We start from the raw sequence: 25,558 nt of genomic DNA, 5'->3' as shown, positions 1-25,558 counted from the left end.
CTTTAAAAAACAAAAGATTGTAACGGATAGCGGGATTAGCTCCTAAAAAAGCTGATTATTAATAAAAAAGGTTCTGTTGTAAACTCCAGTATATAAAACCTTTGCAACTCAGAACCTTTGTAACTTTGTAACTCAAAAAAAATTAATATTCGAATGTTCCGTATTCGCTTGTGATGGTTAATTTCTTAGCATCAGCGGCTTCTACTCTCCCTACAATTTGTGCATCGACATTAAACGATTTTGAAATTGCGATAATATCCTGAGCAATATTCTCCGGAACATAGATTTCCATACGGTGACCGCAATTGAAAACCTGATACATTTCTTTCCAATCGGTTTTTGATTGTTCCTGAATTAACTTGAACAATGGCGGAACCGGAAATAAATTGTCTTTTATAATGTGTAAGTTTTGAACGAAATGTAAAATTTTAGTTTGTGCTCCTCCACTACAATGTACCATTCCGTGAATTTCGTTTGGTGTGTAAGTGTCTAAAATTTTCTTGATAATTGGGGCGTAAGTTCTTGTTGGAGAAAGTACTAACTGACCTGCATTTATTGGGCTATTCTCTACTTCATCGGTAAGATTTACTTGTCCTGAATAAATCAATTCTTCCGGAACAAGCGCGTCGTAACTTTCTGGATATTTTTTAGCCAAATATTTCTCGAAAACGTCGTGACGGGCAGATGTTAATCCGTTGCTACCCATTCCGCCGTTATAACTTTTTTCGTAAGTTGCCTGTCCAAAAGAGGTCAGACCAACGATTACGTCGCCTGCTTTTATATTGGCATTATCGACAACATCGCTACGTTTCATACGAGCTGTTACGGTAGAATCTACAATTATAGTACGCACTACATCGCCAACATCTGCAGTTTCTCCGCCTGTTGAATGAATGGTTACGCCAAAAGTTTTTAATTCGTTGATTAATTCTTCGGTTCCGTTTATGATTGCCGAAATTACCTCAGCAGGAATTAAGTTTTTGTTTCTTCCAATTGTTGATGAAAGTAAAATATTATCTGTTGCTCCAACACATAATAAATCATCAATATTCATAATTAAAGCATCCTGAGCGATTCCTTTCCAAACCGAAATATCTCCGGTTTCTTTCCAATACATATACGCCAATGACGATTTTGTACCTGCGCCGTCAGCGTGCATTATTAGGCAATATTCTTCGTCCTGTGTTAAATAATCAGGAACGATTTTACAAAATGCCTGAGGAAATAAACCTTTATCAATATTTTTTATGGCGTTGTGTACGTCTTCTTTTGATGCCGAAACACCTCTTTGTGCGTACCTTTTGCTTGAATCTGAACTCATGAAACTTAGTTTGTGTTGATGTGGTGCAAAGATAATCCCTTTTTTTAATTCTTGGGGATATACGATTTAAAATTAGAATATTTGATTCACAAAAAAATTCGGCAGGTTTTATGTCTCTGCCGAATTTTTCGAATTAATTGGTTTTAAAAAATTTTGGTTTTTGAAAATTATTCCCAATCTGGCATTAAGGTTCCTGAAAATAATACGCTTCTTGAGTTCACAACGCCTGTAGTTGCTTTTACTGTATTTTTTATCGAAATACCATCATTTGAAGTATTGATAAAAATCAGTTCTGATTCGTTTGGTGAATACCGGACATCCAAATCGTTTGTTCCTGAAATTTTATCGGTTATTATTTGTAAAGAAGTTCCGGTTGCAAAATTATACTCGAAAATTCTGGAATCTAACTGCCGGTAATTTGAACTTTCATATCCTGTAACATCTCTGGTATACACTATTTTTTGCCCTGTGATAGAAAAGTTTAATCCGCCAACTGCTCCGTTTAAACCAGAAAGAATAGTAGCTGTTACTACTCCGGAAGGATCAATAACATACATCTCGACATTATAACCATTTGAATCGTTTACTTTTAAAGCAATTTTAGATCCATCGGCACTCCAATCACATTCTGATATGAATTTGCCGTTTGGGGTTTGAAATATTTTGGTTAAACCACTTCCGTCGCTGTTGATTTTGTACAATTTATCAAAATTAGGATAAATAAGCTCACTCCCTGAAGCATTCCAGGAATACCCAATATAATCTGAATTAAAACCGGCAATTGGTACTGAACTTGTGACTTTTTTAATACCTGTTCCGTCAAAATTCATGGTATAAAGATCATTTTGAGAACCATTTGTTCCTATAAAAGCAATTTTCTTAGCCTGATTATTTCTTCGCGGACGCCAGTAATTTTTATCTGAACTGGTCAATTGATATTGTTTTCCGGTATCATCGGCAGTAAAAATCACATTGTTATCATTTATGTTTTTTACAAATAAATATCTTGTGGCAGGAAAAGCAAGTGTTGTAAATGTACTTACTGTGCTTAAAACAGGTGTATTTACACCATCTGTTACTTCAACCTGCCAATAATATTTTGTACCATATATTAAGTCTGTCAATGTTAGTTTATTTTCTTTTATGGGTTCATAAACTTTTACTTCGCTATTATTACTATTTCTGAGCGTGATTTTAAAAATCAATTCATCTTTATCCGGATCTGTATCTGTCCAGGTTAAGTCCAGAGATATTGCCTGAGCTGTACTATTATCTATCGGACTTACTAATACCGGAACTGTTGGGGGTTTATTATTGGCTGTGGCTTTTTTGAGCTCAAAAACAACTTCAGAGGTGTTATTTCCGGTTAGTGTAACGGCTTCAAATTTTGCTACGAAACCATCTTTCTGAGCCTGAAAAGAATATTCACCTGATTTGACGTTCGAAACGGTAAATTTACCTTCGGCATCTGTAAAAACGGTACTTGTAGTTGGGCTGGAAAGTATTTTAACGTTCTCCATAGGTTCAAAAGTATCTGCATTGACGACTCTTCCGGTAACGGTACCAAATTCGTATTCGCCTATTTTTTCTTCGCTGCAGGAAACCAAAAACAATAAAAAAAGTACGCTTGCTATTTTGTATAAATACTTCATTATTAATTTGTTTTTAAATTTAAACTTCATCGTTATATCTTCGGTATTGCGTTTTTTACGATTGTACTATTTTTTCTTTTTTGCGAAATAATAAGTAAGCCCTAATCCAAATTTGTAATAATAATCATCCCGCGTTCCAGCTTTTATATAATCGACATTGTCGCTGAAATTAATATTTTGTTCTGCAAATAATTTTATTCCAATTCTGTCAGAAGCAAGATATTCAAGACCTAAACCGTATTGAACTTTACTGTATGTATTTTCGAATTTTTTGTTTGTGGCATATCCTCCTCCTCCATATAAATAAGGCGTAAACCGATCTTTGGGTAACAGAACCCATTCGAGATTAAGATCGTAAGTGACATACCCTACATCGAGTAAATTTTTATTAGCAAGGTTTACAACATTTGTAGAGGCACTGATATTAAAACCGGGCGTTATAAAAAATTTCAACGCACCACGTCCAAAAGGTCTTAAAAGCGGATCTTGATAATCTCCGTCCATTAACGTTGCTCCTCCTGAAATTTCGATGGCAAACTTGCTTCTTCTGTTTTCTAATTCTCTTCCGTAAAGTGCTGTTACATCTGCGGTTTTTGTTTCTTCGTCGTATTTTTTTAATAAAGTATCAACTTCAGATTTTGGCGCATCTGCTTCCCAGATATTATCTTTTATTCCTTCTAAGACTAATGATTCAACGGCTTTTTCTATTGCTTCGGTTACGGCCATATGCACCGGTTCATTTGTGGTATATCCGGTTTCAACTTCTAACAGTCTTTTAAAATTTACATACCTGAATAAACTTTCATCAATTGCCTGTGATAAAATAGTTTTAGAAATATAAACTGATTTTAGAATTTTTCCGTTTGATGTTGAAATCATTCTCAGATAAATCGTAACCCGATCCTGACGGTATTTTACAGACGCTCCGGCACCAAAATACCTTGCGCCAAAACCTCCCGTAATTATATTAGAATCGTATGAAACTATTCCGCCTTCTAATAAAACTCCTGCATATAATAAAGGCGTTAACTGAGGTTCGTTTGGATTGGCATTTTTTACATATTCCTGACGTGTTGCTCTAATTAGATTTCGCTCCTGCAGTAAATTTCCAATATTTTCGCGCTCAATTGGTACAAACCATTTAGAATCTTCGAGGGCTTTTATCAAGATAGAAGTTGCTCCCTGAGTTACGGCTGTACTAAAACTGCTTCCGTTTTCCTGTGGTTTATATTGTCCGGTCTGGTCTCTGAATTTATAGACTCCAACCACAACGGGTTCCTTTGGTTTTGGTAAATCTTTTAATAAGGAAGTCGCGGGAGTACCTTCTCCCAAAACTGCTTTTTGTACTCCGGTTGGCTGATTGAAATAAGCACCGCAACCCGAAAAAAGAAATCCAAATAAAATAAGTAAGTAGTGATGTAATCTCATATTATTGATTTGGGATGATTACTTGTGTTTGTTCTCCGGTATTGGTATCCAGAATATTTAGTGTGAGTCCGTCAGAAGATGGGTAAACATCGACAGAATAACTCCCAAAGGTGTAAGAACCTTCTTTAATACCATCAGTACCAAATTGTTGTTTGTAGAGTGAGCTTGAAATCTGACTTAACAATTGCGCATTTAAATTTGCTTTAAAGCGTTCCAGATCTGTTTGCTGTTTTGTTTCGGTTGTTTTATCCTTCTGCTTATTCTGAGCTTCGGCACTGCTCAAAAGCCATTGATAATTAAAGGTATCTCCTCCAAAAGCTGGATTTACAGGCTTATAAACTAAAGCCTGAGCCTTTATAAACGGAGACACAAGTAGAAATACTACCAGGATTACAATAAATTTCATGTCGCTTATAATAAAATTAATACTGAGTGAAATATTTTCGCTGCTTTTCTTTTTCTTTAAAATAAGTAAAGGTGGCATTTACAGATTCCTCTGCAACTGCATCCAGAAATTCGTCATCCGGTCTGGCTAAAAACTCATAGATAACCTCATTATCTATGGTTATTGTTATGGCTGTATTTCTTGCGAAACTATATTCTTCACCTATTGTTACTATTTTTTCAGCATTTATTCCAATATCATTGTATTTGTAATAATATCGATCATAAAAATCTTTACCAATTTTGGTTTTGGTATCATCAGTAATAATTCCTCTTAACATAAAACCGTCAACAGGAAGCACTATTACATTGTCTTTTTTTTTTCCTCGCCCAAAACCACACGGTCTTTTGCTATTATTTGTTTGTCTTCATCATAAAACAATAATAAAACGATTACCTCATCATCTTCTGAAAGATTGATTTGAGAAGTCGATAACTTTTGTAGTTCATTTGGCTGTAGGGTAAAAACGCCAACCTGATCATTATTAGACTGATTATTACTTTTATTGTTATTTTTTATGACAGACATTCTGTAGCCCGCACTCCTAATGACATCTGTAAGATTCTCTGCTGTACCAGTAATTTTTACGTTGCCTTCAATTTTTTCAATTTCAAGTTTTGCCTTTATTTTATCCTGAGGCACCTGACCATATATTGTGGCAGTAAAAATTAATACTATCAAAGTAATATGTCGATTTGTAAAACGCATGGTTCAGATTTAATTGTTGATAAGAATTATCGAAGCTCCATTACCGGTTTGTGTAATTCTCATATTTTTTGACAGTGAATTGGTCCCAATACTCTGAATATTTTGATTGTCTCCTTTTTGAATCATTTCCATATTTACACTATAATTTGTATATAATGTCAAATCAGAAATTTTGTTGTTATTGCCTTTCTGAACAATATTTTGTGTAATTGTTTTAGCATTTTTATCTAAAAACAATTGATTGTAATCTCCTTTTTGATCTACGGCAATTTTAGTTTCATTTGATTTTAAAATTGCTGTTACTTTGTTTAAATCTCCTATTTGCTGTATCTGAATACCGGATGGAATTTTAAGATTCAAATCCTTTTGTTCTTTTTTATCCATTAAAGAAACGATACTCAAAGCCACTTGTTTTGAATTAAACAGTGAGGAACTATAATTTTTAAAATCTGAATTATCATCTTTTTCCTGTGCATAAAACACGGATGAAAAGAGAAAAACAAATACAATATTTAAAATAAAATCCTTCATCTTGATCTCTTTAGATTAAAAAATGAGATAGTCACGTTCTATGACTATCTCATTTATATTTTCAAGTATTAATTGCTTTGTGCTACAGTAGATAAGTTCAATGTACCTTGTTGAATTACGACACTTGCGTTGCCTGCAAAACTAGATGGGAATGTAGAGTTTTGTGTTGCATAAGATTTGTTTCCAGTTCCTTCCTGCAATACATTTTCAAGATTTTTAATCCCTGTTTGGGTAACATTAGCAATATTGTTATCTCCATATTGATAATGGTTTGACACATTTTTGTTTGCAGATGAAGCCAGTACTGATGCATTCTGAACCTGGCTTGAACTGTTGTTATAACCTCCCTGGCTAGTGTAAGCTTCATTATAATTACCTGTTTGGGTTTGTGTAGCTTCATTGCTTCCGTGAGGTTTTGCCGGAATCGAAGTTGTTAATGGCAGCATTCCTGTAAAAACAGAAGCACTTGCAACAGGATTTCCTGAAGTTCCCTGATCAACAGTTGCTTTATTATGGTTACCGGTTTGCGTTTGAGTTGCTACATCTTCGCCTATTAAGTTACCAGAAAAACCTAATCCATAAGCGATATTAGTTTCGTCTTGCCAGATAGTAGCCTCATTTTCATTACCTACCTGAGTTTGATATGCTTTGTTTCTCCAGTTGTTTTGAGAAACATAAGCTTTATTCAATTTACCATCCTGAGATACCATAGCTAAGTTGTCATGAGAAATATTCCCTACTATTGGTAATGTAATTTGTCCCGGATTTACTCCTTGGTAAACATCTGCTTCATTTTTGAAATTTTTCTGAATCACGCTTGATTTCTGGCTTGTTCCAATCTGGTTAACATACGCATCCTGAGTTGACCCTGTTTGATTAACATAACTGTTATTAGGGGTGTAAGTTCCCGGTAAAACCTGCGCAAAGGCTGCGACTCCCATAAACAGCATCGCTGAGATGCTTAAAATTACTTTTTTCATAATAGATATATTTAATTGGTTATTAATACAACTTATTATGTAGGTAAGGATGATTTGGGGAAATCGTGCTGTCAAAATTGCCATTCGAAAATAAAATCAGATCGCTTATTTTCTTTCTTCATGACCAAAATTAGAAAACTTATCGAAAATCAAATCAACTATAAACAGCTATTTTTCAATAGCTTAATGACTTTTCGATGAAATGTAAAACTATGTCGATGAACTACTGAAATGATTAAAAACATAAGTAGGAAATTACCTAATTATTAAAATTTCTTTACATTTAAGGCATCAGATCTATTAAAAAAGGCGTGTAATATGCATTATTTTAGCATTAAAGCAAAAAAAGCCCACCAAATTGGTGAGCTTTCCTTAAAATTTCTTTTGTATTACTGTATTACTTTGTAAATAATAATTCTCTGTATTTAGTTAAAGTCCAACTTTCGTCATCTACTAATAGTTCGAGTTTATCACAATGATTACGAATATCCTCAAAATATGGTTTTACTTTATTACAGTAATCTTCTGCCATTTTTTGTGCATCTGTCAAATGATTTGCTGTTCTTCTTTCATTAGTCATTGCTAATACTTTAGAATTGATTCCTTCTATATGACCGGAAATCTCTTTTATAAGAACAATTTGTTCTTTTGCAATAGTTTCAAATTCTTTTCCGAAGATTTCTTTTAACCCTTTTACATTTTCTATTAAAGTATTCTGATAACGAATCGCTGTTGGAATAACATGGTTTCTCGCAATATCGCCTAAAACTCTTCCTTCGATCTGAATTTTCTTCGTGTATTCTTCTAATTCTATTTCGTAACGCGCTTCTGCTTCAACATGGTTTAGAATTCCTAATTCAGAGAATAAATCTAATGCTTGCTTAGATACTTTGGCTTTAATTGCTTCAGGCGTAGTTTTAAAATTACTTAAACCTCTTTTTGCTGCTTCTTTTTCCCAGGCTTCACTATAACCGTCACCTTCAAAAAGTATTTTTTTAGATTGTTTGATGTATTCTCTTAAAACATTAAAGATCGCATCATCTTTTTTCATGTCTTTTGAGTCAATCAAAGTATCAACTTCTGTTTTAAAATCCTTTAATTGTTTTGCTACAATAGCGTTCAAAGTAGTCATTGCGTTCGAGCAGTTGGCATTTGAACCTACGGCTCTAAACTCAAATTTATTTCCTGTAAAGGCAAAAGGCGAAGTTCTGTTTCGATCTGTATTATCTAAAAGAACATCCGGAATTTTACCAACTACATTCAGTTTTAAATCTGTTTTTTCTTCAGGAGATAATTTTCCTGTTGTAACACTTTCTAATTCTGATAAAACTTTAGTTAATTGTGCTCCAATAAAAACAGAGATAATTGCCGGCGGTGCTTCATTTGCTCCTAATCTGTGATCGTTACTTGCCGTTGCAATAGAAGCTCTTAATAAAGTTTCATTATCATTTACTGCTTTTATGGTATTGATAAAGAAAGTCAGAAACTGTAAATTACTCATTGGAGTTTTACTTGGACTTAATAAATTAACTCCTGTATCTGTGGCTAACGACCAGTTATTGTGTTTTCCAGAACCGTTTACACCTTTAAACGGTTTTTCGTGAAATAAAACCTTAAAGTCATGACGCTCAGCAACTCTTTGCATTACATCCATCAATAAAGAGTTATGATCTACGGCAAGATTTGTTTCTTCAAAAATTGGTGCCAATTCAAATTGATTTGGTGCCACCTCGTTATGACGCGTTTTTACCGGAATTCCTAACAACATACATTCTTGCTCCAGGTCTCTCATATACGTTAAAGCACGCGTTGGGATTGACCCAAAATAATGATCGTCTAATTGTTGTCCTTTTGCAGATGTATGTCCTAATAATGTTCTTCCGGTCATCATTAAATCCGGACGTGAATTTGCTAATGCTTTATCTATTAAGAAATACTCTTGCTCCCAACCTAAAGTTGCAGTTACTTTTTTGACATTTTTATCGAAATATTTACATACTTCCGTCGCAGCTTCATCCATTGCGGACAATGCTCTTAATAACGGAATTTTATTATCTAAAGCTTCTCCTGTATAAGCGATAAAAACGGTTGGAATACATAAAGTTGTTCCATATATAAATGCAGGAGATGTTGGATCCCATGCTGTATATCCTCTGGCTTCGAATGTATTTCTGATTCCGCCGTTTGGGAAACTGGATGCATCCGGTTCTTGCTGTACTAATTGTGCTCCGCCAAATTTTTCTACAGGATCACTTCCGTCATATGATGTTTCGAAAAAAGCATCATGTTTTTCTGCCGTTGTACCGGTAAGAGGCTGAAACCAGTGTGTATAATGAGTAACACCTTTTGATAATGCCCACTCCTTCATACCCATGGCGATATAATCTGCCAGTTTTCTGTCTATTTTAGTTCCGTGCTGAATTGCATCTCTAACTCCCTTTAAAGCATCAGAAGTCAAAAACTGCTTCATTGCTTTTTCATTAAACACATTTGCACCAAAAAGGTTAGACTTTCTGTCTATTTCTTCAAAATGTACCGGCTTTCTTGTAGAAGCTTCTTTTAAAGCTTGGAAACGTAATGTTGACATGTATATTAAGTTTAAAATTTGTATTCGTTTTTACTAAAAAAAGAAGAACAAATATAAACAATTAAACAGCCTGTTTTAAAGATAAAATCCAGATTTTTATTCGATGATTTTTCAACGTTCGTCGCTTTTTTCAAAGAATAATGAATTTGATTCTAAGAAATATAACAAAATAACACAGTATTATTCATTAAATAAACATTTTTTGATAATTCCTTAACCCTAAAATTCAAAAAACAGTAGTAATTTTTACGAATTTATTTTTTAATGGTGTTAAAAATTGCTTTTTTAAAAATATACCCCTCTGAAAATTGCGCTTATCTAAAAAATAATACTCCGCTAAACAAAACAGCCCCCTAATTTTTACGGCTAAAAAAATAAATCTATATTTGACCCAACGAAAAAAACAAAAAAAATTAATTTATATTATTATGGCTAAAATTAAGTTAGAGTACATTTGGTTAGATGGATATGAACCAACTCAAAATCTTAGAAGTAAAACTAAAGTTGAAGAGCATGAAAATTTCAAAGGAACATTAGAAGAACTTGGAAACTGGTCATTTGATGGTTCGTCAACAAAACAAGCCGAAGGTGGATCTTCAGACTGTTTATTAGTGCCTGTTGCAATCTACCCTGATCCAACTCGTATAAACGGATACCTTGTAATGTCAGAAGTTATGTATGCTGACGGAACTCCACACCCTTCTAACGGTAGAGCTACAATTGATGATGATAATGATGATTTTTGGTTTGGTTTCGAACAAGAGTATTTCATCATGGATACTAAAACTTTATTGCCATTAGGTTTCCCTGTTGGAGGATATCCTGCTCCACAAGGTATGTACTACTGCTCTGTAGGTGGAAAAAACACTCACGGAAGAAAATTAGTAGAAGAACATGCTGACTTATGTATCGCTGCCGGACTTAACTTTGAAGGAATCAACCAAGAGGTTGCTTGCGGACAATGGGAATTTCAATTATTCGCTAAAGGTGCTAAAAAAGCCGGAGACGAAATTTGGGTTGCGCGTTACTTACTAGATCGTTTGACTGAAAAATATGGTTACTATATCGAATATCACCCAAAACCACTAGGTGATACTGACTGGAATGGTTCTGGAATGCATGCTAACTTCTCTAACGAAGTACTAAGAACATGTGGTTCTAAAGAAACTTACGAAAAAATATGTGAGGCTTTCCGTCCTGTTACTGCTGAGCATATCGCGGTTTACGGAGCTTACAACGACCAACGTTTAACTGGTAAACACGAAACTGCATCTATCCACGATTTCTCTTATGGAGTATCTGATAGAGGAGCTTCAATCAGAATTCCTTTATATACTGTTCAAAAAGGATGGAAAGGATATCTTGAAGACAGAAGACCAGCTTCAAACGGAGACCCATACAAAATTGCTGCAAGAATTATCAAAACTGTAAAATCAGCGTTGTAATTCTTAGTTTAGAATATACTTAAAAGTGCCATCAAATTGATGGCACTTTTTTTATGACCAGAAAACCCGACAGGTTTTAAAAACCTGTCGGGTTTAGCTTTACGTAAATAACCCAAGCTTGTCATTTCGGTTTCTATAATTTTTTTCGGGAGCTAATCCCGCTATCCGTTCCAATCTTTTGTTTCCGCCGCAGCGGACACAAAAGGATTTCCACTACTATCGGGGCTAGGGCAAACATTTTCATAAGAATCTTTTCGTTTAGTTTGTCATTTCGACGGAGGAGAAATCACACGCGATGATTGACAAAGATTGGTGAGTTTCTTTGTAGAGTTTCTGGTGTGATTTCTCCTCCGTCGAAATGACAAAAGTGATAGCAAAAAAGAAAAAAATCCGTGCAAATCTGTGTTTTCGCAAAGCGAATCCGTGTCATCCGCGTGCCATTTACCACAATCTTCTAATGATAACAAAACAAGCATAGCTAAGAGTTCGCAAATCTTCAGGTTTATTCAGAATTTCAACACAACTTTTCGATAATTAATTTTTAAGTTAAACTTCAAAAACTATCTTTGTAAATCATTTAAAAAAAGTATCATGATAGTCTGGATTTTGTTTTTATTAGCCGTTGTTTTTATTCTTGCTTTAGACTTAGGAGTTTTTAATAAAAACCCACATATTATTAGTACTAAAGAAGCAAGTAAATGGACCCTTATCTGGGTTACTTTATCATTCCTGTTTTCAGGAGTAATCTACTGGCTTTATACTACTGATTATATTGCAAATCCTGACAATCTGAAACCTGCTGTAGCTTCAATGAAGTTTATCACGGGTTACCTGATTGAGTTGTCTTTAAGTGTAGACAATATTTTTGTAATCGCGATTATTTTTGCCTCGTTCAAAATACCACAAAAATACCAACACCGTGTTTTATTCTGGGGAATCCTTGGCGCAGTAATATTCCGTGGATTAATGATTTTCTTTGGTGTAATGCTGATCAATAAATTTACGTGGACAACCTATTTGTTTGGTGCTTTCTTGATTTTTACCGCTTTAAAAATGCTGTTCTCGGGAGATGATGAAGACTTTCAGCCAAAAGATTCTTTTGTATATAAAACACTTGGAAAAATTATTCCGATTACCTCTGAAATGGAAGGTGAGAAATTTTTCATCACCACAAAAAGCGCAAAAAAAGCTGCTACTCCATTATTTGTAGCCTTAATTGTTATCGAGGTTATGGACGTTTTGTTTGCCGTAGATAGCGTTCCTGCAATCTTAGCCATAACATCAGATCCGTTTTTAGTATTTAGTTCTAATATCTTCGCTATTTTAGGATTACGTTCTATGTACTTTTTCTTGGCAAATATGCTGGCAAAATTCAGTTTCCTTGAATATAGTTTAGTAGCGATATTAGCTTTCGTAGGATTAAAAATGATTCTTCACGATTTTATTCACGTTCCTGAATGGGCTTCATTAGCATTTATTGCACTTTCGCTTTTAGTAGGGATTCTGGTTTCTTTAAAATACGGAAAAGATGCAGAACAAGCTCCGAAGTTAGAAGAATAATCTTTTGAAACATATATTTATAAAAAGGCTGTCCTAAAAAGGACAGCCTTTTATTTTTTGGATTATACAAAAACAGTAAACACAATTTTGTCATTTTGATTGACGAGAGACTCGGGAATAGCGAACAGAAGAAGTACATCACAAAAGAGATTCATTTGCTAAAAGCATGATTCTTTATCGAATCCCGAGTGTGATTTCTCTCTTCGATCGAAATGACAAACTGCTGATTATATAAACAAAAAAAGGAGATCTTTCGATCTCCTTATAACTATCTATTTCTAGATATTAGTTTAATTTCTTAACGTTACTGTCATCAATATTATATTTTTTGATAACTGCATTGTAATCTGAGTAATCAGGTTTACTAACTGATTTTTTAGTATTAACTCCATCGTCACCAGGAACTATTACAATACGAAATGTTTGATTCGCTCTTAAATTAGCTGGAATAGTATTCAATTCAAATCCTTCTAAATATATTTCAAAATCAAGTTGACTAAAATTATATTTATATGTAAAAAATAATGTCCCGTCATCATAATAATGAGACTCCGGAATTGGAGCCCAAACATCACGACCATTTGAGGTACCTGTCAATCTATATATTAGAACTACATCACCAGAAAAAAGTGTAGAACCAAAATTTCGTAAAACACCATTTCCATTTGCGTCAAAAGTAACATTGTTCACTTCAAAAACATAACTAATTTCTCCTGATGGCCCCTCTGGTCCTTGCGGCCCTTCTGGTCCTTCACAACTTGAGAACACGATTAATCCAACAATTGCGAATAAGGTAAGTATCTTTTTCATAATATTTATTTTTTTAAGGTTTATAAAGGTATTCCAAAAACCAAACCAAAAAAACTGTTTTGGTTGGTTTAGTATTAAAAATGTTATTATTTTTTTGCAACTTGCTGGTTTTTAAGCAGTATTTTATTAAAAAATAACAAATGGTAAGGTAGTGAATTTTCCCAGTAATCCCAAGTATGCGCTCCTGGACGTTCTGTATAATCATGTTCTACTTTATTATAAACCAATCTTCGGTGTAATTCTCTGTTGGGTTCTATTAGAAAATCATCAACTCCGCAATCTATAATCAATGGTAATTTATTTGCTTTTAGTTTGTCCAGCATTCCCATCACGGCATATTGCTCATACATTGCTGAACTGTCGCTTTTATCACCAAAAACGGGTTGCATTAGTTTTACTACTTGTGCAGATGATTCGCGATTAAGCATTGTACTCATATCTACTGCACCGCTCATACTGCCGGCAGCACAAAATAAATCCGGATGTTTAGCAGATAAATACAAAGCGCCATGACCTCCCATAGAAAGCCCTGTAATAACTCTTCCGTTTCTATTGCTTATCGTTCTATAGGTTTTATCAACTTTCTGAATCACTTCTTGTGTAATAAAAGTTTCAAACTGGCTTCCTTTATTTACCGGACTATCCAAATAAAAACTAAATGTCTCTCCTTCGGGCATTACAATAATAATATTGTATTGGTCAGAAAGGCTTTGAACTAATTTTTTGTTTGGAGTATTTTTTAGCCAATCGCCAAAATGTCCATACGCACCATGCAATAAATACAGAACCGGAAATGCCGATTTACTTTTTGAGTATGAATTAGGTAAAACAACCGCCGCTTTATAGGTTTTGCTCATAGCTGCACTGGCAACTTGCAAAGTATCTACTTTTGCAGCATAACTTGCTGAACAAGCGCATAAAAGAACCGTCAATACTAGAATTCTAAAGTTTTTCATATTATTATTTTTCTGATTAGGGAGTGTAAATATACCTTTTTCTAAATAAATCATATGAAAAATCCGACTAGTTTTTTAGTAATTGGATTATGGATTTGTGATATATTTTTATGCCACAGATTAACATGATTTTAGAGATTATTTTTTAAAAAGAATCATTTTAATCTGTGCAATCTGTGGCAAAAAAAAACCATTCGCCGCAACGAATGGTTTTAATTGAATTAGATTTTATTTCTTACCAGATTACTACTCTTAAACTATCCGGCTGATACATTTTATCTCCTTTTTTGACATTGAACGCTTTATGAAATTCCGGAACATTACTCAACGGTCCGTTTATTCTAAATTGTTCCGGCGAATGAACATCAGTCATTATCTGATTGATTTTAGATTCATCTCTTCTGTTAATCATCCAGGAATAAGCATACGCCAGAAAATAACGCTGATCTGGAGTTAATCCGCTGATTTTTTCTTTATTTTTAAACTGAGCTGTTTTCTCAAAAGCTTCATAACCCATAATTACACCGCCTAAATCGGCAATGTTTTCACCTTGAGTAGCATCTCCGTTAACATGTTTTCCTAAAACCGAAAATTTATTATACTGATTTACTATAAATTGCGTTTTTGCCTTGAATTTTTTCAAATCTTCTGCTGTCCACCAATTGTTTAGATTTCCTTTTTCGTCATATTGACTTCCCTGATCGTCAAAACCATGCGTGATTTCATGTCCAAAGAAAGAACCACCAATTATACCATATAATATAGCATCATCCGGCATACGACCTTCATAACCCGGAACTATAATATTACAAGCCGGAATCACAATCTCGTTATTACTTGGGTTATAATACGCATTATAGGTTTGTGGCTGCATAACCCATTCGTTTCTGTCAACCGGTTTACCATATTTATTGATCATAAATTTATAATCCCAAATATTAGCGCTCATAACATTACTGCAATACGAATTTCTGTTTATAGACAGCCCGCTCATATCTTTCCATTTATCAGGATAACCCAATTTCATAACCATTTTACTCAGCTTGTATAATGCTTTTTGCTTAGTTGCTTCGCTCATCCAGTCTAGCTTTTTGATATGCGAAGCAAATACGTCACGAATATTGTTACCTATTTCCAGTAATTTCTCCTTTACGCCTTTTGGCATATAATCAGCAACGTAAACCTGACCTATTAATTCTCCCAAAGACACATCTGCTTGCTCTACTACTCTTTTCCAGCGTGGTTTTTGACTTGCAACACCATTTAATGTTGTGGCATAGAATTTAAAATTTTCTTTTTCTATAGCTTTTGTCAAATATGGAGCATAAGTACTTACAAGATTCCATCTTAGATATGTTTTCCATTCTTCGATTGTGTAAGTTTTAATGGTTTTATTTAATGCTTTAAAAAATTCAGGCTGACCTACAATAACCGAATCTGCTTTTGCAATTCCCAAAACCGGAAGCACTTTTTTCCAATCGATATCCGGTGTAATTGTATTGAACTTTTCTACAGACATCTTATTGTAATTTGCCAACGGATCACGAAGAGCTTCTAATTTTCTGGATGATTTTGCCAGTTCAGTTTCAAGTTTCATAATTGTTGCAGCATTTTTTACAGCAACAGATTCTTCGTCGCCCATAGCTCGCATCATGGTTTTAAGATGTGATAAATAAGCAGAACGAATCTCGATATTGCGTTTATCCTGATCCAGATAATAATCTCGTTGTTTCATTCCTAAACCGCCTTGCCCAAAAAACAAAGCATATTTTGTACTTATTTTATCATCTTGAGAAACGTAAAATGTAAATCCTGACTCTGCTCCTACTGTTTGCAAGTGTGCCATTGTATTTACTAATCCCGAAATATCCCTGATTTCGTTGATTTTCTTTATTTCGGTATTTAGCGGAGACAAACCTGCTTTTTCGATCGCGATTGTATCCATACCAGAAGCATAAAAATCACCTATTTTTTGTTTGTTACTTCCCTTTGCTGCAGACTCCTCTTTTGCCGAATTTTCGCAAATACTTTTAATTTGACTATTAATCGTATCATTGATCGTTCTCATTATTCCGTTACTGCTGTCAGTAGATAAAATGGGATTTTTTTTGAACCATCCATTATTGGCATAGCTAAAAAAATCTTCCCCAGGATTTACAGTTGTATCTCGGTTGGTAATTAAAGGATCTGAAAAAACGGTTTCTTTTTTGTCACAGCTAAAAAAGGCCATTCCGATAAGTAGGAATGTTATAGATTTTCTAAATAAATTCATATAAGATATAAAATTTGTTCCTGTAAATATAAATTTTATAACCAAGTAATAAAAAAAATCGAAATTTTAAATTCCAAATTCCAAAAAAAGCTTCTAATACGCTTAAGTAGAGAAAACAAAAAAATTCTACAAATTAGCACTAATTTTTCCAAGTAAAATGAAAAATATTAATTCGTGCTAATTTGTAGAATTTCTTTGCTAGTTCGCTGTCGCTTTGCTCGTGGCGAAAATTTTAATGACTTTAAATATAAGACAATAAAATCTTTAGCTTATAATAATTTTGTGTTCCTGACGGTATTGCGAAGCACTTTTACCGGTATATTGTTTAAAGGATTTACTAAAGTGACTAAAATTATTAAAACCACTTTCGTAACATACTTCATTTATACTTATAGGTTTTTCGGCCAATAGTTTTGACGCGTGCGCCAAACGATATTCGTTTACAAATTCTGTAAAGGTTTTATTCGAAATCTTTTTAAAATAACGACAAAAAGAAGGCGTTGTCATACTTACCAAACTCGAAACTTCGTCGATTGCGATTGATTCCTGAAAATGATCTTTAACATAATTAAAGACAACATTTATACGATCATTATCCTGTGTATGCAATTCTAATGAAAATCCATCGGCATTAAGAACCGTGTAATCTTTAGAAGAATCTAATTCGTCCAGAACACTCAAAAGGGTCATCAAACGCTCAAACGGAAGTTGGTTTTCCATCATTTCGATTTTCTTACCAATAACTTTTTTTGTTTCACCGCCAAAAGCGATTCCACCTTTTGACTGACTTAGAATATTTTGAACCTTTCTCATTTCAGGAGCTCCAAAAAACTCGCTTCCCAAAAATTCAGGTTTAATATGAATAACGGTTTCATTTATATTACCGGTTTGTTCGTTTGTAAAACCACAATGTGGCAAATTAGAACCTATTAATATCAAACTTCCATTGGTATAATAAGAAACATGGCTTCCTATTTGTCTTTTTCCTGCGCCACCATTTATATAAACCAATTCAATTTCCGGATGATAATGCCATAAATGAGATTTAACATTGGTCTTTTGGGCATGTTTAGTGTAGGTAAAAGAACTTCCGTATGAGTTAGATATCACTTCAAGAGCGGGGGCGATTGTCTTCATGATAAAATCTTTAAAAAATAATAGCAAATTTAACAAAATTACCTAATATAATTTAAAAATTAACCTATATCGGTTTCGCAAATGAGAATTTTGCATCGTTTTTGGCAAATTAAAAAAAAGCAAATAATGATATTTTACCCATTTTTTAAACGACTAATATTTTTATTGCTGATTTTTTTAAGATATCGTATTAATTCGACCTCTTTTATAGACATATATCATTATTGTAAGAATAATAGACAAAATCAGAATTACTTAACAAATTAAAATATTTGAAAAATAATAGCCTAATTAACAAAAACACCTCATTTAATTCAAATTTTAACCTATAACGGTTTCGTAAATGAGAATATAGCACATAAATTGGAAAATAGAGTTGTGTAAAAAAAGCGATATCCGGAGTAATTTAGCATCAGAAAATTAGAACAAAAAACTTTAAATCATAGAGCTATGAAAAAGATCGTAAAATTAAGTTTAGTATGTGCAGTACTTTTATCAGGAATAAGTACTTATGCAATTGACGGAAATGGAAATGAGGATTTTAACCTTCATGTATTAAAAGCTAATGGAAAGCTAATTACGTTTGCTCTTAATCAGGTACAAAAAGCAAGCTTAAGCATTTATGATAAAAACGGAAGTTTAATCTATTCTGAAAATGCTTCAGGTAAAGAAGGAATTTTAAGAACATTTAGTTTAGAAGAATTTCCAGCTGGAATCTACTTCTTAGAAGTTGAAGACAGTGTAAAAAAAGTAAGACACGAAATTACAATTACTGATGATGCATCTGTATTATCTACAAAAGCAGTTTCGTCATCATATAAAGCAGATACAACTGCAAAAAATGCAAGCGTAGCAGTACGCTAGAAAAGTTTATACTCTCATAAAGTATAAAAATGAGGTTAGATAGTTAGTAAAGTTAAAAACGTGATTGTTTTGAAACAGCTCTTTGTGGTTATTGAGCTGTTTTTTTTGTGCCTTATTTTAAGGTAATCCCAAAGGGTTTAATTTAACTGCAAAGATCTAAGGGTTTTATCTACAACACTTAAAAATACACAAAGTTCGCAAAGCTAAGTCAAACTAAGCTTTGCGAACTTTTGCTTTAGTGTAGAACCTTGCCCAAAAAAACTTTGCTTCGATGATTATCCGGATTGCGGTAAAACTTTTTTCTGCCTGTTTTTTTGTAAGAAGCAGAAATAAATTTACATTCTCTTAATTTACCAGAAACGTTGAAAAATAATAATCGAATTAACAAAAACGATAAATATAATTCAAATTTTAACCTATAACGGTTTCGTAAATGAGAATATAGCATCGAAATTGGAGAATAGAGTTGTGAAAAAACATTCATAATGTAAGTAATTTAGCATCAGAGAATTAGAACTATTAATCTAAAAAACAAACATCATGAAAAAGATTGTAAAATTAAGTTTAGTATGTGCCGTACTTTTTTCAGGAATTAGTACTTATGCAATTGACGGGAATGAAGATTTTAATCTTCATGTATTAAAAGCAAACGGAAAGCTAATAACATTTGCCCTTAATAAAGTGCAAAAAGCAAACCTGGCTATTTATGATAAAGATGGTAGTTTAATCTATTCTGAAAGTGCGTCAGGCAAAGAAGGAATTTTGAGAACTTTTAGCTTAGAAGAGTTTCCTTCAGGAACTTATTACTTAGAAGCTGAAGATAATATAAAAAAAGTGAGACATGAAATTACCGTAACAGATGATGCTACTGTATTATCTACAAAAGCAGTTTCATCAAGTTACAAAGCAGGTTTTTCTGCCAAAAATACAAGCGTAGCAGTACGCTAAAAAATTATACTTCATACAGTATAAAAGTGAGGTTAGATAGTTAGTAAAGTTTAAAACGAAAAGTCGTTTTTAAGACAGCTCATTGTGGTTATTGAGCTGTTTTTTTATGCCTAAAATTTACTAAAATATTTTAGTAAATTATTTTTCCAAAACTATTCCTAATAAATACAATAGGGTGATTTACACACTATTAAAAAATATTAAAAAAAAAACATCCAACATCCCTTTGTTTACGTACATAGTTCAGATAAACAACAGAAACATCTTTAATTCAGCAATTTAGACATTAAAAAAAGTAGTTTTATTGCATTAAATTAAATTTCAATTTGTAGTTTTGGACGTTCCACAAATAGTAATTAACATTTAAAAAAAACATGACAGATTTTACCAAAATGGGCTTAGTTGTTGCCGTATTTTTAACAACAATCTTTACTTATGCAATTGATGGAAAAGGGGATTATATCTTGAATATAAAAACCGGAAACGGAAAAGTAGTTAGCTTTACTTTAAACACCGTTGAGAAATCAGTTTTTTCTATTTATGACGAAAGTAATAATTTAGTGTACACAGGAGAATCTGCGACAGACAAATTAGAAATTTCGAAAACATTAAGTTTAGAGGCATTTCCTGCCGGAACTTACATCCTACATGTAACAGAAAATGGTAAAGTAGCGAAACATGAAATTACAGTTTCTGCTAAGAAAACAAAAATCGTCAAGCTCGACGAAACAGTAAACGAAAGTCCTTCATTTCGTCGTTAAGCTTCACCTTTTTTGCCCAAAAAAGATTAAAGCATCAGCTACAGCTGGTGCTTTTTTTTATGAATCTATTTAATGTGTTTTTCCTTTTCTAAATTGTCTCAGCATTTTTTGAGATTCTAAAACTTCAAATTTAGCTCTGGTAATTTAATACATAAAAAAAACTCTCATTTCTGAGAGTTTTTTTTATGTATTATTTTTTTTGATATAGACTTTAATTCTTTATTATTTTTTTTGAAATTTCAGTTCCATTAACTTTAGCTTTCAAAATATATGCTCCTTGATTTAATCTGGTGACATCAATTTTATTAGCATTAAAGTCAGTTTTATTGCTTACCAATTTTCCATTCAAATCAAAAATCTGCACACTTTCAACTTCATTATTATTTTCAGACTGTATGTTTACAAAGTCTGTGGAAGGATTTGGATAAAATAACAATGAAGGTTTACTTGCAATTAATGGATTACTTAAGTTTTTGCTGTATTTCCATAATTTATTTTCTTTAGAATAATATAAATAGTTATTAAATTCAAAAGGGAGTCGAACGTTATCCAGATTAGGGATATTTTCTATCGTTTTGAGATTCGAATCATATATCCATCCTTTTCGATTATCATCCTTATCTATCGCACCATGAATAAAATATTGATTTTCATTAAATTTTAGGGTTGAGACTTCAGTATTGAATGGTATTTGAAATTCATCTAAATCATTTAGTACTGCCAATTCTCCTATATTAGAAACTACATTATTGGCTAAATTTAAAGAAACCAACTCTGTACCTTCAGTTGCATTCGAAGTCGTAAAAACTAAAGAATTACCTATTTTGGTCAGGTTTGATGCCGAAAAATATTTATCAATTTGTTGCTTATAAACCTGAACAATTGAATTGTTTATGGTGTTAAACTTCAAGATTTCTATACTCCCTGTACTATTGGTAAAATTTTTAAGAGAAATAAACATTAAATACAAATTGCCATCTACAGCTATAACATCATCATAATTAACTAAACCACCTACTGACGGATTTCTTACAGTTGCAACTTTTTTTGTATTTTCTAGTGTACCATCAGTTTCAAATAAAAAATGCCTGCTCGCAAAATAAAGTTTATTATTATATTCAATAAACTGAGTTAAAATACTAGTACCTCCTGAACCACCTACAAATCCTGAACCATTACCATCCATTTGTTCGGTTACTGGAAAGGTACCTGCAGAAGTTCCGTCACTCCTCCAAACTCTTGAATCGTTTGTGTTGGCAGGCTGAATCGAAAATATAAAGATATTGTTGCATTGCCCTTCAAAAGTAGGCGTGTTCCATATAGATGAAATTTCTTTAACCAACACAGTTCCAGAATCTGTTCCATTTGTTTTCCAGACCTCCAGCTTATCGTCTTCTTTTTTTATTAAAAAATATATTGCGTTTCCTGCTGTTGTTAGTGTTGTAACACGTTCGTTAATAAAATTTGTAACTTTTACAGTCCCAGCATCAGTTCCGTCTGTCTTCCATATTTCTCCTGCAGAATTTTCATCAGAGGCTATAAAATAAAAGGTATTATTTAAAATTGCAGATCCGGTTCCTATTGTACCAACATAATCATTTCGACTATCTGTATCTTTGAATAAAAAAGTATTATCAGCAGTTCCATCACTTTGCCATAATGCTCTTCCATTATTTGTATCATATCCCTGAAAATAAATCTTCTGATCCAATTTTTTAAAAAATTGAGCATTGCCAGGCGAAAAATCATAGATCAACTGTTGTGCATTGACTTTTGAAATAAATAAAGCAAAAAGAATTAAAAGTAGTTTTGTTTTCATTTAATAGTTTTAGGTTTTATTAATAGTTTTCTTAATTTGTAATATTAATATTAAATACTTGAAATAAAAAATATTAAATAAAAAAGTCAAACAATGCACAAGAAATCTGATCTAAAAACAAACCATAAAAAAAGCATCAACCTCTGCTGATGCTTTTTTTTATGAATAAATATTAGAAAATTATTTATCTATTTGTTTTTTCAAAATATCAGTAGCATTCAGTGATGTCACAACCTTTTTTCCTGTTTTAGATTCTAACTCTTTTAAAGCGACTTTTGCGACATTACCCCCTTGTTGGGCAACTTCTTTATTTTCATCAAAAGTTTTCGGTTCATTTGCAACCGAAATATCTTTTGTAGAGGCTTCTGCCAGCATATTCAAAATCAATTCGGTATTTGTCATATTATCTCGCAGATTTTCTTTCTTTAATCCTTTGAGCATTTTATACTCTTTAGTAGTTTTTCCTGACCATGTACTAGAGATTATATCTGTTAAAGTCGCAAACTGACTGCCTACTTTTATTCCTCTGTTTTTCCATTCATCAGTTAATTCTTTACGGATTTCAATACTTTTTAATCGCTGATTTATCCAACTTTCTGAATATCCCAATTGCAAATATTGATCTAAAGCCCTATCTATAGAAAGTTCCGGATCTTGCATTTCATCTAAACGTTCAGCTGCAATTTGAGCAAGCCACAGTTTAAATGGTTCGGCTTTTGGGGAAGGAATAGATTGTATTAATCGAAATAACTGCTCAGTATCAGCCACATCTGTATTATAATATTTACCATCAGATGACTGCATTTTCAGTTGACTACAATTTGTAGTCAACTGACTTCCTTCTTTCTTTAAACGTATTTTTAGTACGCTCCAGTATTTTCTTGGATTTGGACTATCAGTTAAAACCTGAACAGTATCAACGATAGAAAAATACCATTTTTCTTCCTCTTGATCCCAAACGGTTCTTACTTTTTTCTCTTGAAATATTTGTATTGTTTCTTGCTCCTTCATTTTCAATAAATAGTTTTAATTTATAACAGATGACTATTGTAATTTGTTTAAACACTAACTTTCTTTTGATTTAGAAAATTAGTGTAAAATATCAATAATCTTGTATTGCTTTCTCTTAAATTAAAAAGCAACTCTACAAGAGCTGCTTTTTTTTATGAATAATATTTAGCGCTACTTTTTCTGTGGTATTAAAGTATTTGCATTATTGATCTAATTAAAAAATACTATTTCTGATTTAGTAATTTTTCTAAATATTCGATTTTGTCTTTTTCAGCCTGAAGCAAACGTTCGTAAAGTTTTTTATTTTCTTCTACAGATTCCATTAATTTATCTAACGGATTGAAAGTGCAATTATTAAGTCCAAAATAGTTATTAGGACTTTCATTGAAAGTATTAAAATAATTAATTGCAGCTTCGTCTGGAAAATTCTTAATTGCTTCTACAGTTACACCAAGTGCTTTTGCCACTTCTACAAGTCTTTCTTCTTCTATGGTTTCACTATTTTCTATAGCCGAAATTGTTTGCTGACTTATTCCTAAAGCTTGCGCCAAAGCTTCCTGTTTCATGTCACGAAGTTCACGAATACGGCTTATTTTTCGCCCTATATGATTTGGTTTTGTTAGTGTACTCATAATTCAAAGATAATAATTAAGTGTTATAAACCTCAACTGGTAAAAAACTTATTTAGACTGTTCGCATACCAACAAAACAGGTTTGGTACGATACAATCTATAACTTCCTTCGCCAAGTCAAACAAAAGTACGATTTTTCTTTCTATAAAATAATAAGAGTCTAATTGTAAAATGATTAAATACAACTAAAAATAAACGCCTTATGGAAACAAATGAAATGGAAACAAATGAAATGGAAACTTTAGCAAGACTTAAAAAATTAACGGCACTACATTTTCGCACATTAAAACCTGCAAACGACAAATCAGAAACGTACATCGCACAAATTAAGGTTTTAAATTATTTTGAATTAGGCTGCATTATCACCGATATGCTAAAATTAAGTATTCTCGCACTCGATCACGATATGCATAATGTCGCCGAAAAGAAAAACCAATCTATAAATGTAGGTTTGATTCTGGAAACTGTTGTACAAATGTTTCCTTTGGATGAATTTGAGTTTTTGAGTTGTGTTGGTGAGATTGTTGGTGAATAATTTTATGCAGATTTTGTCGATACAAACAATTGGATTTTGATTGCGAATTTCTTTGTCATGGACGGATTAAAATCCATCCCTACAATATGATTCGTTCCTTCGGAACTTTTATAGAACTTCATAAAAATAACCACAATATTGTCATTTCGACGCAAGGAGAAATCCTCGCTAAAAGCTCGACAAAGATTGAACTCTCGTTGCGGAGTCACTTACGAAGATTTCTCCTTACGTCGAAATGACAAACTATTTGGAATTCTACATTTCTGCTGGCGCGAGCGTCTCGCTCGTGCACATCTACGAATTTCATTTTTGTTATAAAATCTTTTTGTTCACGAGCGAGACGCTTGCGCTAGCGGGGATTACGGAATTTCTTCGACATGGACGGATTAAAATCCATCCCTACAATATGATTCGTTCCTTCGGAACTTTTATAGAACTTCATAAATATAACCACAATATTGTCATTTCGACGTAAGGAGAAATCTTCGCGAGAAGCTCGACAAAGATTGAAACTCTCGTTGTGGAGTCACTTGTGAAGATTTCTCCTTACGTCGAAATGACAAACTATATAGAATTTTACATTTCTGCAGGCGCGAGCGTCTGCTCGTGTACGTCAATTGAATTTCATTTTTGTTATATAATCTTTGTGTTCACGAGCGGGACGCTAGCGCTAGCGGGGGATTGTAGGTGAATAATTTTTCTGTTGATTTGTCTATACAAACAATTGTATTTTAATTACGAAATTTCTTTGTCTTGCACGGATTAAAATCTATCCCTACAATATGATTCGTTCCTTCGGAACTTTTATAGAATTTCATAAATATAACCACAATATTGTCATTTCGACGTAAGGAGAAATCTCCACGAGAAGCTCGACAAAGATTGAACTTTCGTTGCGGAGTCACTTACGAAGATTTCTCCTTAAGTCGAAATGACAAACTATAAGGAATTTTACATTTCTGCAGGCGCGAGCGTCTCGCTCGTGCACGTCAACTGAATTTCATTTTTGTTATATAATCTTTGTGTTCACGAGCGGGACGCTCGCGCTAGTGCAAATTCCGGTTATATTGATCACCCCATTCCGTTTTAAAGTGAGCACCTGATTCCAGTTCAAAATGACCACCTAATTCCGGTGCAAAGTGAGCACCTCCGTTTT

General features: G+C 33.0%; 22 protein-coding genes. 6 read left to right on the top strand and 16 right to left on the bottom strand.

Annotated elements, in window-relative coordinates; translation table 11 throughout:
- Window positions 1-142 precede the first annotated feature (142 nt).
- From ASF10_RS14525 to ASF10_RS14485, 9 genes are all read right to left on the bottom strand, one after another.
- Window positions 143-1,321, bottom strand: coding sequence for an AIR synthase related protein (locus ASF10_RS14525; protein WP_056250456.1), 1,179 nt, complete (start codon window positions 1,319-1,321; stop codon window positions 143-145).
- Between the two features lie 167 nt (window positions 1,322-1,488).
- Window positions 1,489-2,973 (bottom strand): carboxypeptidase regulatory-like domain-containing protein, encoded by a 1,485-nt coding sequence (locus ASF10_RS14520; RefSeq protein ID WP_056250455.1) that lies wholly within the window; start codon window positions 2,971-2,973, stop codon window positions 1,489-1,491.
- 66 nt (window positions 2,974-3,039) lie between these two features.
- Entirely contained in the window at window positions 3,040-4,401 is a 1,362-nt protein-coding gene (locus ASF10_RS14515) for a CsgG/HfaB family protein (RefSeq protein WP_056250454.1), read from the bottom strand.
- 1 nt (window position 4,402) lies between these two features.
- Window positions 4,403-4,807 (bottom strand): curli production assembly/transport component CsgF, encoded by a 405-nt coding sequence (locus ASF10_RS14510; protein WP_056250453.1) that lies wholly within the window; start codon window positions 4,805-4,807, stop codon window positions 4,403-4,405.
- 16 nt (window positions 4,808-4,823) lie between these two features.
- Window positions 4,824-5,126: a CsgE family curli-type amyloid fiber assembly protein gene (locus tag ASF10_RS14505; protein WP_055098609.1), complete on the bottom strand. Its 303-nt coding sequence runs from the start codon at window positions 5,124-5,126 to the stop codon at window positions 4,824-4,826.
- Between the two features lie 23 nt (window positions 5,127-5,149).
- Window positions 5,150-5,554: a hypothetical protein gene (locus ASF10_RS14500; protein WP_056250452.1), complete on the bottom strand. Its 405-nt coding sequence runs from the start codon at window positions 5,552-5,554 to the stop codon at window positions 5,150-5,152.
- Between the two features lie 9 nt (window positions 5,555-5,563).
- Window positions 5,564-6,085 carry a hypothetical protein gene (locus ASF10_RS14495; RefSeq protein ID WP_056250450.1) on the bottom strand — a complete coding sequence of 174 codons (522 nt, stop codon included), beginning with the start codon at window positions 6,083-6,085 and terminating at the stop codon, window positions 5,564-5,566.
- Between the two features lie 68 nt (window positions 6,086-6,153).
- Window positions 6,154-7,065, bottom strand: a complete 912-nt coding sequence (locus ASF10_RS14490; protein WP_056250449.1) for a hypothetical protein — start codon at window positions 7,063-7,065, stop codon at window positions 6,154-6,156.
- A 397-nt stretch (window positions 7,066-7,462) separates the two neighbouring features.
- Window positions 7,463-9,652, bottom strand: coding sequence for a glutamine synthetase III (locus tag ASF10_RS14485; protein ID WP_056250447.1), 2,190 nt, complete (start codon window positions 9,650-9,652; stop codon window positions 7,463-7,465).
- A gap of 428 nt (window positions 9,653-10,080) precedes the next feature.
- Between ASF10_RS14485 and ASF10_RS14480 the strand changes: the two genes are divergently transcribed.
- Window positions 10,081-11,097: a glutamine synthetase beta-grasp domain-containing protein gene (locus ASF10_RS14480; RefSeq protein ID WP_056252143.1), complete on the top strand. Its 1,017-nt coding sequence runs from the start codon at window positions 10,081-10,083 to the stop codon at window positions 11,095-11,097.
- A 591-nt stretch (window positions 11,098-11,688) separates the two neighbouring features.
- Entirely contained in the window at window positions 11,689-12,657 is a 969-nt protein-coding gene (locus ASF10_RS14475; protein ID WP_056250444.1) for a TerC family protein, read from the top strand.
- Window positions 12,658-12,942: 285 nt separating this feature from the next.
- Here ASF10_RS14475 and ASF10_RS14470 read toward each other — a convergent pair whose 3' ends face one another.
- From ASF10_RS14470 to ASF10_RS14455, 4 genes are all read right to left on the bottom strand, one after another.
- Window positions 12,943-13,467: a hypothetical protein gene (locus tag ASF10_RS14470; RefSeq protein ID WP_056250442.1), complete on the bottom strand. Its 525-nt coding sequence runs from the start codon at window positions 13,465-13,467 to the stop codon at window positions 12,943-12,945.
- 86 nt (window positions 13,468-13,553) lie between these two features.
- Window positions 13,554-14,423 (bottom strand): alpha/beta hydrolase, encoded by an 870-nt coding sequence (locus ASF10_RS14465; RefSeq protein WP_056252139.1) that lies wholly within the window; start codon window positions 14,421-14,423, stop codon window positions 13,554-13,556.
- A 235-nt stretch (window positions 14,424-14,658) separates the two neighbouring features.
- Window positions 14,659-16,695 (bottom strand): M13 family metallopeptidase, encoded by a 2,037-nt coding sequence (locus ASF10_RS14460; protein ID WP_056250440.1) that lies wholly within the window; start codon window positions 16,693-16,695, stop codon window positions 14,659-14,661.
- Window positions 16,696-16,959: 264 nt separating this feature from the next.
- Window positions 16,960-17,832, bottom strand: coding sequence for an AraC family transcriptional regulator (locus ASF10_RS14455; RefSeq protein ID WP_056250439.1), 873 nt, complete (start codon window positions 17,830-17,832; stop codon window positions 16,960-16,962).
- A 450-nt stretch (window positions 17,833-18,282) separates the two neighbouring features.
- Here ASF10_RS14455 and ASF10_RS14450 point away from each other — a divergent pair, with 450 nt between their 5' ends.
- The 3 genes from ASF10_RS14450 (at window position 18,283) to ASF10_RS14440 (ending at window position 20,405) form a co-directional block, all read left to right on the top strand.
- Complete coding sequence (locus ASF10_RS14450) at window positions 18,283-18,696, top strand: T9SS type A sorting domain-containing protein (protein WP_056250437.1); 414 nt, start codon at window positions 18,283-18,285, stop codon at window positions 18,694-18,696.
- Between the two features lie 540 nt (window positions 18,697-19,236).
- Window positions 19,237-19,644: a secretion protein gene (locus ASF10_RS14445; protein WP_056250435.1), complete on the top strand. Its 408-nt coding sequence runs from the start codon at window positions 19,237-19,239 to the stop codon at window positions 19,642-19,644.
- 374 nt (window positions 19,645-20,018) lie between these two features.
- Complete coding sequence (locus ASF10_RS14440) at window positions 20,019-20,405, top strand: hypothetical protein (protein ID WP_056250433.1); 387 nt, start codon at window positions 20,019-20,021, stop codon at window positions 20,403-20,405.
- 211 nt (window positions 20,406-20,616) lie between these two features.
- Here ASF10_RS14440 and ASF10_RS14435 read toward each other — a convergent pair whose 3' ends face one another.
- The 3 genes from ASF10_RS14435 to ASF10_RS14425 form a co-directional block, all read right to left on the bottom strand.
- On the bottom strand, window positions 20,617-22,224 hold the full coding sequence (locus ASF10_RS14435; RefSeq protein ID WP_056250432.1) for a T9SS type A sorting domain-containing protein: 1,608 nt from the start codon (window positions 22,222-22,224) through the stop codon (window positions 20,617-20,619).
- 180 nt (window positions 22,225-22,404) lie between these two features.
- Window positions 22,405-23,235, bottom strand: coding sequence for a Bro-N domain-containing protein (locus ASF10_RS14430; protein ID WP_056250429.1), 831 nt, complete (start codon window positions 23,233-23,235; stop codon window positions 22,405-22,407).
- 224 nt (window positions 23,236-23,459) lie between these two features.
- Complete coding sequence (locus tag ASF10_RS14425) at window positions 23,460-23,867, bottom strand: helix-turn-helix domain-containing protein (protein WP_056250427.1); 408 nt, start codon at window positions 23,865-23,867, stop codon at window positions 23,460-23,462.
- A gap of 202 nt (window positions 23,868-24,069) precedes the next feature.
- Here ASF10_RS14425 and ASF10_RS14420 point away from each other — a divergent pair, with 202 nt between their 5' ends.
- Window positions 24,070-24,402, top strand: coding sequence for a hypothetical protein (locus ASF10_RS14420; protein ID WP_241774959.1), 333 nt, complete (start codon window positions 24,070-24,072; stop codon window positions 24,400-24,402).
- Window positions 24,403-25,558: the final 1,156 nt, after the last annotated feature.

It is taken from the genome of Flavobacterium sp. Leaf82 (assembly GCF_001422725.1).
Lineage (GTDB): Bacteria > Bacteroidota > Bacteroidia > Flavobacteriales > Flavobacteriaceae > Flavobacterium.
The sequence above is the reverse complement of the archived record's forward strand: the minus strand, read 5'-3'. Positions and strand labels throughout refer to the sequence as shown.